This window comes from Spirochaetota bacterium, assembly GCA_034190085.1.
In the GTDB taxonomy this organism is placed as follows: Bacteria; Spirochaetota; UBA4802; order UBA4802; family JAFGDQ01; genus JAXHTS01.
This window is the reverse complement of sequence record JAXHTS010000073.1, coordinates 62,988-74,455: the sequence shown is the minus strand read 5'-3', so window position 1 is coordinate 74,455 and position 11,468 is coordinate 62,988. Positions and strand designations below refer to the sequence as shown.

Annotated in this window: 8 protein-coding genes; all 8 read left to right on the top strand. The window is 39.4% G+C overall.

Going from position 1 to position 11,468, the window contains the following annotated elements:
• The first annotated feature begins 52 nt into the window (after nt 1–52).
• The 8 genes from rpoC to rplD all read left to right on the top strand — a co-directional run bounded on the left by rpoC (nt 53) and on the right by rplD (nt 11,453).
• The gene (gene rpoC, locus SVZ03_15205) at nt 53–4,252 is read left to right on the top strand and encodes a DNA-directed RNA polymerase subunit beta' (GenBank protein ID MDY6935560.1); all 4,200 of its coding nucleotides are present in this window, start codon (nt 53–55) and stop codon (nt 4,250–4,252) included.
• Between the two features lie 306 nt (nt 4,253–4,558).
• Nucleotides 4,559–4,933 carry a 30S ribosomal protein S12 gene (rpsL, locus tag SVZ03_15200; GenBank protein ID MDY6935559.1) on the top strand — a complete coding sequence of 125 codons (375 nt, stop codon included), beginning with the start codon at nt 4,559–4,561 and terminating at the stop codon, nt 4,931–4,933.
• A 47-nt stretch (nt 4,934–4,980) separates the two neighbouring features.
• Nucleotides 4,981–5,451: a 30S ribosomal protein S7 gene (gene rpsG / locus SVZ03_15195; GenBank protein ID MDY6935558.1), complete on the top strand. Its 471-nt coding sequence runs from the start codon at nt 4,981–4,983 to the stop codon at nt 5,449–5,451.
• Between the two features lie 208 nt (nt 5,452–5,659).
• On the top strand, nt 5,660–7,747 hold the full coding sequence (gene fusA, locus SVZ03_15190; protein ID MDY6935557.1) for an elongation factor G: 2,088 nt from the start codon (nt 5,660–5,662) through the stop codon (nt 7,745–7,747).
• 386 nt (nt 7,748–8,133) lie between these two features.
• Nucleotides 8,134–9,348 (top strand): elongation factor Tu, encoded by a 1,215-nt coding sequence (tuf, locus tag SVZ03_15185; protein ID MDY6935556.1) that lies wholly within the window; start codon nt 8,134–8,136, stop codon nt 9,346–9,348.
• A gap of 416 nt (nt 9,349–9,764) precedes the next feature.
• Complete coding sequence (gene rpsJ / locus SVZ03_15180; GenBank protein ID MDY6935555.1) at nt 9,765–10,073, top strand: 30S ribosomal protein S10; 309 nt, start codon at nt 9,765–9,767, stop codon at nt 10,071–10,073.
• 133 nt (nt 10,074–10,206) lie between these two features.
• Nucleotides 10,207–10,827, top strand: a complete 621-nt coding sequence (rplC, locus tag SVZ03_15175) for a 50S ribosomal protein L3 (protein ID MDY6935554.1) — start codon at nt 10,207–10,209, stop codon at nt 10,825–10,827.
• Nucleotides 10,824–11,453: a 50S ribosomal protein L4 gene (gene rplD / locus SVZ03_15170; GenBank protein MDY6935553.1), complete on the top strand. Its 630-nt coding sequence runs from the start codon at nt 10,824–10,826 to the stop codon at nt 11,451–11,453. The genes rplC and rplD overlap by 4 nt, the downstream gene beginning before the upstream one ends.
• Nucleotides 11,454–11,468: the final 15 nt, after the last annotated feature.

Sequence of the window (11,468 nt, the reverse complement as noted above, 5' to 3'; positions counted from 1 at the left end):
TTTTTTAATATATGTTTATTATTATTTCAATAAGTGAATAAAAGGGGAAAAGATGAGGGACTTTAACGATTTTAGCATAATACGTATTAAGCTTGCATCGCCTGACAAGATAAGGGAATGGTCTTATGGTGAGATTAAAAGGCCTGAAACCATAAACTATAGGACATTGAAGCCTGAACGGGATGGTTTGTTCTGTGAAAGGATATTTGGGACAACTAAAGAATGGGAATGCTATTGTGGCAAGTTTAAATCTATAAGATATAAGGGTGTAGTATGTGATAGATGTGGTGTTGAGGTCACTCATTATAAGGTTAGAAGAGAGAGGGGGGGGCACATTGAACTTGCCACTCCAGTGGCTCATATTTGGTATTATATGTCAGTTCCTTCTAGAATTGGACTCCTTCTCGATCTATCTGTCAATGCACTAAAGTCGGTGCTATATTATGAGAGGTATATTGTAATTGAGCCAGGTAATACGGATTTGAAGACAGGCGAATTGATTGATGAGGATGCATATAATTACTATTATGAGAATGAGGGTGACACCTTTGTTGCTGATATTGGCGCTCAGGCAGTAAAGGATTTATTGAGGAGAATCGATCTTGATGATGAAGCGAGGATTCTTCGAGAGGATATCCTGGATAAAGCATCAAAGGTAGACAAGAGGTTAATTAAGAGATTAGAGATTATAGAGGCCTTCAGGGATTCTGGAAATAAACCTGAATGGATGATTCTTGATGTTATACCAGTAATTCCACCAGAGCTAAGGCCAATGGTGCAGCTTGATGGAAGAAGGTTCGCAACCTCAGACCTTAATGATCTATATAGGCGAGTAATCAATAGGAACAATCGATTGAAGAGACTCCTAATGTTGCGCGCACCAGAGATCATCGTCAGGAATGAGAAGAGGATGCTGCAGGATGCTGTTGATGCAATCTTTGATAATAGCAGAAGGAAGAGGGCGGTTAAGGGTAAGGGAAATCGTCCATTGAAATCTCTGAGTGATATGTTGAAGGGTAAGCAAGGGCGGTTTCGTCAGAACCTCCTTGGCAAACGGGTTGATTATTCAGGAAGATCTGTTATTGTCATTGGGCCTGAATTAAAGCTTTATCAATGTGGTTTGCCGAAAAAGATGGCTATTGAATTGTTCAAGCCTTTTATAATGAAGAGATTGGTTGAGAATGATTATTCCCAGAATATCAAATCAGCGAAGAAGATGATTGAGAGCGAGAGATCTGAGGTTTGGGAGGTACTTGAAGAGGTTATTTCTGAACATCCGGTTCTACTGAACAGAGCCCCTACCTTACACAGATTGGGAATTCAAGCCTTTGAGCCGGTTCTTGTTGAAGGAAAGGCCTTAAAACTACATCCTTTAGTATGTCATGCCTACAATGCTGATTTTGATGGTGATCAGATGGCAGTGCATGTACCCCTTTCCCCACAGGCTCAGATTGAATGTTGGACTCTAATGCTGTCAACAAACAATCTCCTTTCGCCTGCTAACGGACAACCCATCGTTACACCAACCCAAGATATAGTGTTGGGTATGCGCTATCTAACTTCAGAGATTGAGAACAATGATGCTTCACTGAAGCACTTTAACGATATTGCTGAGGTGATTAGAGCCATAGATTATGGACAGATTGGTGTCAGCACAAGGATAAAATATCTAATAAATGATGAGTTCATTGATACAACAGGTGGCCGTTTGATGTTTAATAATCTATTGCCTGAGGGATACCCCTTTATCAATATGACTCTAAATGATAAAGAGCTATCCAAGATTATTTCAGATGTATTCAGTAAGTATGGTCCCATGATCACAGCGAAGGTACTTGATGATATTAAGGAGGCGGGTTATAGATATGCGACACAATTTGCGCCGACGATATCTATCTCTGATATTGTTGTCCCTCCTGAAAAGGATCGAATCATTGATGAGGCTAATAGTAAAGTTGAAGAGATTGAGAATGAGTACAGGAATGGTTTTATTACTGATGATGAGAGATATAATCGGGTTATCAATGTATGGACCAATACCAATAAAATAATTTCTGATAGCATGTTTAACGAACTATCTAAAGATCATAATGGCCTTAATCCGATTTTTGTTATGACTGAATCTGGAGCCAGGGGCAGCAAGCAGCAGATAAACCAATTAGCTGGAATGCGTGGTCTGATGGCGAAACCCACTGGTGAGATTATTGATATCCCGATTCGAGCGAATTTTAAAGAGGGTTTAACAGTACTTGAATATTTTATCTCTACAAATGGAGCAAGAAAGGGGCTCGCAGATACAGCCCTAAAGACTGCGGATGCAGGATACCTTACAAGGAGATTGGTTGATATTGCACAAGACGTTGTTGTCACAATGGAGGATTGTGGCACGACTATTGGCATAGATTTCTATCCGATTAAAGAAGGGGATGAAATTATCGAATCACTTGGGGAACGGATACTGGGTAGGACTCTACTCTATGATCTGATACATCCAGTTTCAGGCGAGGTTATTTGTCAATCTGATGAAATAGTTAATGAAGGGGTCAGTGCTGTAATAGATGAACTGAATATCGATTCTATTGAAATACGCTCTGTTTTAACTTGTGAGGCTAGATATGGCGTTTGTATTAAGTGTTATGGAAGGAATCTTGCAAATGCAAAATCAGTTGATATTGGTGAAGCAGTAGGAATTATTGCTGCTCAGTCTATTGGGCAACCAGGAACTCAGCTTACAATGAGAACATTTCACATTGGTGGAATAGCATCGAGTTCATTTGAGGAGAATGAGATTAAATTAAATTATCCTGTATATGTAAAGGACATAACCTTTCGGACAATAAGGACTGAAGATAAGAAGACCATATCTGTAAGAAGGGGATATCTGCTGATTCAGAGGGTAATAAATGAGTTTAACATTATGGATGATGCTGAGTTGTTGGTTGAAGATGGCGAAAAGATCTATAGAGGTTCTTCTATTGTCCGTTCTGCTGATGGCGAGGTGGTAGAGACAGCTAATTCAGGAATAGTCAAGGTAGATAAACGAAAGATATACCTATTGGGGGATACCCATTCAATACCGATTAATGTTGGAACTGAGGTTTATGCTAAGGCTGGAAAATTTTATGATAGAAATATTGTATTGGCATCTTTTGATCCATGGTTGGAGCCAATAATAACTGAAATATCAGGTCAGGTTGAATTTATTGATATTGAATTGAATAAGACCCTAAGGGAGGAGGTTGATCCTCAGACAAGTGTTGTCGAGAGGACAATAGTCGAATACAAGGTCGAGAAATTACAGCCTAGAATAAATATCTATAGTCAAGGTTCAGAAGAACCCACCACCTATTTGATGCCTAAGGGAGCTTATCTTATGGTCACTGATAAGGATAAGGTTAAATCAGGCGTTGTTTTAGCAAAAATTCCTCGAGAGGCTGCAAGGACAAAGGATATTACAGGTGGTTTGCCTCGTGTAGCTGAATTATTTGAGGCAAGGTCCCCGAGGGATGCTGCGACCCTCTCTGAATTGGATGGGGAGGTGAAAATCGGTGATACAATTAAGAATAAGAGGAAGGTGATTGTTCAAGCTGAAGATGGAGTTACGAAGGAGTATTCTATTCCAGCCTCAAGGTTTTTAAGGGTTCAGGATAGAGACTGGATATATAAGGGTGAGAAGATTGATGGCGGGCCGATTGATCCTCATGATATATTAAGAATAAAAGGGCCAAAGGAATTGCAAAAATTTCTTGTTAATGAAATACAAGAGGTCTATAGACTCCAGGGTGTAGGTATAAATGATAAGCACATAGAGACTATTGTTCGGCAGATGCTTAGAAAAGTAAAGATAACTGATCCTGGGGATACCTTCTTTGTTATCGAAAAAATAGTAGATAAGTTCGATTTCATTCATGAAAACAAGAGGGTCATTAGCGAGGGCGGTAAGGCTGCTACAGCAGTGCCGATCCTTATTGGAATAACCAAGGCAGCGCTCAATACTGATTCCTTTATTTCAGCGGCATCATTTCAGGAGACAACGAGGGTTCTCACTGATGCAGCCATTAAAGGTAAGGTTGATCATCTTCATGGACTCAAGGAGAATGTTATTATTGGTCATTTGATCCCTGCCGGAACAGGTATCCAGAAATATAGGAGCATAAATATTTATCAGGATTCCCCTGGCGATCTTGATGGAATTATTCAGGAGGAGACTGAAGAGATTAAGGAGGTAGCGCTTCTCAATAAAAGTTCTTGACAAAGAGTGAATAGAAACGATTAGTAGTAAAAAATATGATCACAGCAGGCTCTCGCTTTAAGTTAATGATTACTCTACTATGATTAACCTTATTACAGGAGACACAGATTAGATCATAGATTTGTTTTATGACTTTTTATTGAATACAATATAAGAAATATATTTTGTCTATATTCAGGTTTAAGCAAGAAAAAATCTAAAAGCTATTATAATAATGAGAAGGGGGATAAGTATCCTCTTAATATTAGGTTGTAATCATGTTGGAAAGGCATGATCAATAATAGATACTACAATCATGAGGTCGAAATGCCTACAATTAATCAGTTAATCAGATATGGAAGAGAAAAGAAGAGAAAGAAGTCTAAATCTCCTGCATTAAGGGGATGCCCACAGAAGCGGGGTGTATGCACTCGGGTTATGACAGTGACACCTAAGAAGCCGAATTCTGCTTTGAGGAAGATAGCTAGAGTGAGGTTAACTAATGGTATGGAGGTAACCGCTTATATCCCTGGTGTAGGACATAATCTCCAGGAACATTCCGCTGTGTTAGTCAGAGGTGGGAGGGTAAAGGATTTACCTGGTGTAAAGTATCATATTGTGAGAGGTGCTCTAGATGCCTTTGGTGTGGAAGATAGAAAAAGGGGAAGATCAAAATATGGAACTCGAAGGCCAAGGGCTTAGGTTTTTTAGTCTTTATATATGAATAATAATATAATAAAAGGGATGAGATGTCTAGAAGAAGGAGAGCAGTAATCCGAGAAGTTTTGCCTGATCCCAAGTATGGGAGCAGGTTGGTATCTCAATTTGTCAACTGTATGATGCTCAAGGGCAAGAAAGGAGTGTCTGAGACAATTTTTTATAGTGCAATGGATTTGTTAGAGACAAAGACAAAGAAGGATCCAATCGAAGTATTTACCAAGGCTCTTGAAAACGTAAAGCCTGAAGTTGAGGTAAGATCCAGGCGTGTTGGTGGAGCCACTTATCAAGTTCCTGTGGAGGTAAGACCAAAGAGAAGGCAGGCATTGGGAATAAGATGGATAATTCGTAATGCACGGGGTAGGCCAGAGAAGACTATGTATGAGAGGTTAGCAGGAGAGATTTTGGATGCTTACAATACTACAGGGGCTTCAATAAAGAAGAGAGAGGATACTCACAAGATGGCTGAAGCAAACAAGGCCTTTGCGCATTACAGATGGTAGGTATTGAGTAGGATGTTTCGACTTGGGATTTAAGTAAATTGTTTTAAACACATTCACGATATACTTATTGCAATTGTAAAAAAGATACCAGGGTATAGACCCTGGTATTTAGTATTATATGGATAGTTTTATATAGGGTGTGAAATATTTTTTTATTCGAGGATTTTAAATCTTTGAGTACAAACATTATAATCTGTAAAGAGGATATATGGGCAGAGAGTTGCCAATTAGCAGAACAAGAAATATAGGGATTATGGCCCATATTGATGCAGGTAAGACCACCCTAACTGAAAGGATTCTATATTATACTGGTAAGACCTATAAGATGGGTGAAGTGCATAATGGCACTGCTGAGATGGATTGGATGGTTCAGGAGAAGGAGAGGGGGATTACTATTACAGCAGCATCAACTACCTGCTTCTGGAAGAATGCTCGAATAAACCTAATAGACACTCCAGGGCATGTGGATTTTACCGTTGAGGTGGAGAGGAGCTTACGGGTTTTGGATTCTTCTATTGCAGTTTTTGATGCTGTCGGAGGGGTTGAGCCTCAATCGGAGACTGTATGGAGGCAGGCGGATAGGTATAATATACCCAGAATTTGTTTCATCAATAAGATGGATAGAATAGGGGCTGATTTCGGTAGATGTGTAGAGATGATTAAGGGGAAATTGTTTTCTGTACCCTTGATTCTTCAGATACCTATAGGCTCAGGTGAAGATTTTGTAGGAGTTGTTGATATTGTTGAAATGAAGGCCCTTGTTTGGAGGGATGCCCTAGGCGAAGAGTATGAGGAGGTCCAAATTCCAAATGACTTGAGTGATGAAGCTGAGAGGAATAGGGAGAGGTTAATTGAGAATTTGGCAGAGCATGACGATGAGATTATGAAGAAATATGTGGATGGGATCATCCCTTTAGTTGAAGAGATTAGGGAAGCGATAAGGAGAGTCACAATCGATTCAGCCCTCTTTCCGGTCTTCTGTGGAAGCGCCTTGAAGAACAGGGGTGTGCAGCCATTATTAGATGCTATAGTTGACTATCTTCCATCTCCAAAGGATATGAAGTCTATAGAGGGACATGATTGGAAGAATTTTGATAAGATCATAAAGAGGGATGCTAATGATAAGGAGAAATTCTGCGCGTTGGTTTTTAAGATAGCCACTGATGCCTATGTGGGTAAGTTGTCATACATAAGGGTATATTCAGGACATATTAAAACCGGAGACCAGGTGTTTAATGTGTCAATGAATAAAATGGAGAGGATAGGTAGAATTTTGCGAATGCATGCAAATGAAAGGGAGGATGTTGAGGAGGTGTATACTGGAGATATTGTCGCTGTTGTTGGATTGAAATCTGCAAGGACCGGCGATTCCCTTGCGAGTAGAGACGCACCGATCTTGTTGGAGGAGATGTTATTCCCTGAACCAGTAATCTCTAAGAGTTTTGAGCCAAAGACAAAGGCAGATTTGGAAAAATTCCACAAAGCATTAGCACGCCTGGAAGAAGAGGATCCGACCTTCATTGTCCGTCATGATCCTGATAGCAGCGAGACACTAATATATGGAATGGGTGAATTGCATCTTGAGGTTATTACAGACAGGTTATTACGGGAGTTCAGTATTCATGCTAATGTAGGAAATCCCCAAGTAGCCTATAGAGAGACTATTACAAGAAAGAGTGTATCCGAATATAAATATACAAAACAGATTGGAGGGAATGAGCAATATGGGCATGTTATAATAGAGATGGAGCCATTGAAGCCAGGAACGGGATTTGTTTTTAATAATAATATAATGAATGGTGAGATACCTGAGATGTTTATCCCTCATATTAGGGATGGGCTACTAGATGCTATGAAGGCAGGTGTATTGGCGGGATACGAGATGGTAGATATTAAGATATCTTTATTGGGAGGGTCATTTATTGATGGGAATTCTGTTGATGTTGCTTATCGGATTTCAGCTAATATGGCGTTGAAGGATGGGGCAAGGAAGGGGGAGCCAACCCTGCTTGAGCCTATTATGAAACTTGAGGTTGTTTCCCCTGATGAGTATACAGGGGATATTATCAATGATATTAATAGCAGGAGAGGCAAGATTGATGGGATAGACATGATGGGCCATTTGAAGATAATAAATGCTTATGTTCCTTTGTCTGAGGTTTTCGGATATACGACCAGTTTACGATCAAAGAGTCAGGGACGCGCAACGCATACCCTTCAATTCAGTCATTATGATATTGTGCCAAGAAACATTGTTGAAAATATTATTGGCAGATTGACCGGGAGGGAATTCTAAACGGATTTGATTAGATGAATCTGTATCGGTTTTATCAATCCTCATACAATTGTGTTGGGATACACCATCGTCTTTATTGAAAGTAGCTTGTTGTTATTAAACATTTTATTAGATCGCTAATACAAAGTTATGTTGAATTAGAATTGAAATGATTATGGTAATTTTTTTTTGTTATAGAATAAATTGGTTGACATAAGCTTGTTTTTTTATTTTTTATATGTAGCAACACAGCGTTAAATTTTTCTTTAATTTATTTTGATTATATAGTATATATACATTAAATTCGAAAATATAATTTATCATCTATCAAATGATGCTTTTATGATCGAAAAGAATGATGAATAATATAAAAATAAAGCTATGAAAATATTAAAAGGAGAGATGAGATGGCAAAAGAAAAGTTTGATAGGTCCAAGCCCCATGTTAATGTTGGGACGATTGGTCATATCGATCATGGCAAGACTACGTTGACCTCAGCAATAACTAAGTGTTTGACCAATGCCGTTGGAGCAGGCAACAAGGCGATTGACTTTGATCAAATTGATAATGCGCCTGAAGAGAAGGCAAGGGGTATAACGATTGCAACTTCGCACCAGGAGTATGAGACAGCGAATAGGCATTATGCTCATGTTGATTGTCCTGGACATGCTGACTATATTAAAAATATGATTACTGGTGCGGCTCAGATGGATGCCGCTGTTTTAGTTGTCGCAGCGACTGATGGGCCAATGCCGCAGACAAAGGAGCATGTGCTTCTGGCGAGACAGGTGAATGTGCCACAGATCGTAGTCTTTCTCAATAAAGTTGATATGCTTGATCCATCCGACAGGGATGAGTTGATTGAGCTTGTTGAGATGGAAGTTCGAGAATTACTTAGTAAATATGACTTCCCTGGGGATGATATTCCAATTGTAGCGGGTTCAGCGTTGCAAGCAATGGAGTGTGGATGTGGAAATAAAGATTGTGACAAGTGTGAATCTATTTTAAAATTAGCTGAAGCATTAGATGATTATATATTGGAGCCACAGAGGGATAGAGATAAGCCATTCTTGATGCCCATAGAGGATATATTTTCAATCACAGGCAGGGGAACCGTTGTTACTGGAAGGATTGAGAGGGGAATTGTAAAAACTGGGGAAGAGATTGAAATAGTAGGTTTTGTCGATACGAGGAAGACGGTCGTGACCGGTGTTGAGATGTTTCGCAAGATACTTGATGAAGGGATTGCAGGTGATAATGTAGGGTGTTTGCTTCGAGGAATAGGCAAGGATGAGGTGGAGAGAGGCCAAGTGTTGGCAAAAACAGGATCAATTACACCTCATAAAAAATTTGAATCAGAGGTCTATGTATTGTCAAAGGAAGAGGGTGGGCGGCATACGCCATTTTTTTCCAACTACAGACCGCAGTTCTATTTTAGAACCACCGATGTCACAGGCATTATTCAATTGCCAGAGGGTGTGGAGATGGTGATGCCTGGTGATAATATAAAGATGGTGGTTGATTTAATAACACCCATAGCCCTGGAGGAGACCTTGAGGTTTGCCATTCGAGAAGGTGGTAAAACTGTAGGGGCGGGTGTTGTGACTAAGATAATTGATTGATAATTTTAAAAAATGTTTGACATTATTTTGACTCATCTTAATAGTTGTCGAATTGCTTAAGGATTTGAGCTACTAGGTTCAACGAGTTCGAGAACTAATTTGATATTATATCCATCAGTGTTGAATATAATATTATCTGATCTCAGGGAAAAGTTAACATTTTTTTTATTGAAAGAAATAGCCTTAAGATGTTCATGGTTAATTATTCAATGATTGGTTTTTAGGTTTATTTTATAAAACAGTAGCTTAAGCATTATGGGAATACATACTCGCTGACTGATTATATGTAGTAAAGTGCATTAGAAAGATGGAAGCGATTAACATTATTATCTTTAATGGCTGTTGACTAATGATCTGAAAGTGTTATTGGGGATGATGAGTTTAATAAATGATAATGGAATGGTTAAGTGACTAAAATCGGTGAACAACGAATTCGAGTAAAACTACGTTCCTTTGATTCAACTATTTTGGATCAATCGGCGGCTAAAATAGTGTTGACCACAAGGAGGAGTGGTGCAAGGGTGGCTGGGCCGATTCCCCTGCCAACCAAGATTGAGAGATTTTGTGTTTTGAAATCACCGCACGTAAACAAGAAATCGAGAGAACAATTTGAAATTAGAACTCATAAGCGTTTAATTGATATTATTGATCCTAATTCAGATACTGTTGAAGCGCTTATGAAGTTGGAACTCCCCGCCGGTGTGTCTGTTGATATTAAATCCTAGTTTATTATAAATCATCTGTTATGATTGATTTTTGGCTGCATCGGGATTTCAGTCGATTTTAAGTGATTATATATACAAAGCATGTCGATTTAATCGTGGTTTTTGGGATTATTAACTTTTATGGGTAAGTGAAATGGGAAAAGCTCTAATTGGTAGAAAACTTGGAATGAGCGAGTTATTTTGTGATGATGGTAGGGTCGTTCCAGTGACTGTATGTGAATTGGGACCTTGTGTTGTGGTTCAAAAAAAGACAGTCCAAAGGGATGGGTATTCATCCATTAAGCTTGGCTATATTGATGCTAAGGAGAAGGCATTATCAAAGCCAATTATGGATGATTTAAAGAAAAAAGGAATATTGCCAAAGAAAATTTTCAGAGAGGTTGATGCTTTTGATAATTCCTTAGACGTGGGTAGTGTGATAACATGTAATATTTTTCAGGAAAGCGATATAGTTAATGTAACAGGCATGTCAAAGGGTAAGGGTTTTACCGGTGTTGTTAAAAGGCATGGATTTAGAGGGGGGAGGAAGAGCCACGGTTCGAAATTTCATAGAGCGCCCGGTTCGATAGGGGGGTGTGCTTATCCTGGCGAGGTATGGAAGGGGAAGAAATTAGCAGGAAGGCATGGTAATAAGAAGGTGACGACGAAAAACCTAAATATTGTAAAGATATTTGAGGATAAAAATGTAGTTCTAATTTCAGGTGCTATACCTGGTCGAAAAAATTCGATAATCACTGTATGCGAGAGGGCATGATAAGGATGGACGTGGACAAGTATTCCATTGATGGAGAGGTGATAGGGAGTGTTGAACTCTCTGAAAGCGTGTTTAAGGCTAAGGTTAATGATGTTTTGATATACGAGTTGATAAGGGCGTTAAATACTAACCGAAGACAGGGTACACACTCGACAAAGGAGCGTCGGGATGTCAGGGGTGGGGGTGCAAAGCCCTGGAGGCAGAAGGGTACAGGTAGAGCAAGGCATGGAAGCATAAGGTCTCCCCAGTGGAGGGGCGGTGGTGTTGTGTTTGGACCAAAGCCAAGGAGTTATCGTGTTCAATTGCCCAAAAAGATGAAAAGGGAGGCCTATAGGTCCATCTTTTCCTTAAAAGCGACGGAAGGATCAATAAAGGTAGTAGAGGATTTTAAGATTGAAAGCGGGAAGACAAAGGAGATAGCACGTATTGGAACAAACCTGCAGATTGGTAGGGGTGTGCTTGTGACTCATGATGAAGATCCCATGCTTAAGAGAGCTATAAGGAATATTCCTTGGTTTGTATATAATAATGCGAAAAGGATATCTAGCAGAGATATATTATATTCCCAAACAGTACTCTTTACTGAGAGCGCAGTGAAGATCATCAATGATGAATTTGCTAAGTAGTATTGAGGTAAGATC